Source organism: Microbacterium karelineae, from assembly GCF_009745985.1.
Taxonomy (GTDB): Bacteria; Actinomycetota; Actinomycetes; order Actinomycetales; family Microbacteriaceae; genus Microbacterium; species Microbacterium karelineae.
In genome coordinates, this window is the sequence record NZ_WFIX01000132.1 from 1 (window position 1) to 336 (window position 336).

Annotated in this window: 1 protein-coding gene; it reads right to left on the reverse strand. The window is 38.4% G+C overall.

Going from position 1 to position 336, the window contains the following annotated elements:
• Window positions 1–284: FAD-dependent oxidoreductase (locus GB932_RS22225; protein WP_231915948.1), on the reverse strand; the 284-nt coding region annotated here is incomplete at its 3' end.
• Between the last annotated feature and the right edge of the window lie 52 nt (window positions 285–336).

Below are 336 nucleotides of genomic sequence, written 5' to 3' on the forward strand. Positions count from 1 at the left end.
CTTCCTGCCTCAAAACCTAAAGTGACCAGTTGTTCTGTAATTCCAAAAGCTCTTGGTTCACCCATTCTTCCTCCTCCTAATTGTTTATCTCCAACATGGATTAATCCGTTAAGAAAAGTTCCGTTTGTAAGAACTACGGATTTTGCTTTAATCTCAATTCCTAAAGAAGTAACTACTCCGGCTACTTTATTATTTTCAACAATCAGTTGTTTCACCATATCCTGAAAGAAATCAAGATTGGGAGTATTCTCCAATGCTAAACGCCATTCTTCGGCAAAAAGCATTCTATCATTTTGGGTTCTCGGAGACCACATCGCAGGACCTTTTGAAAGATTC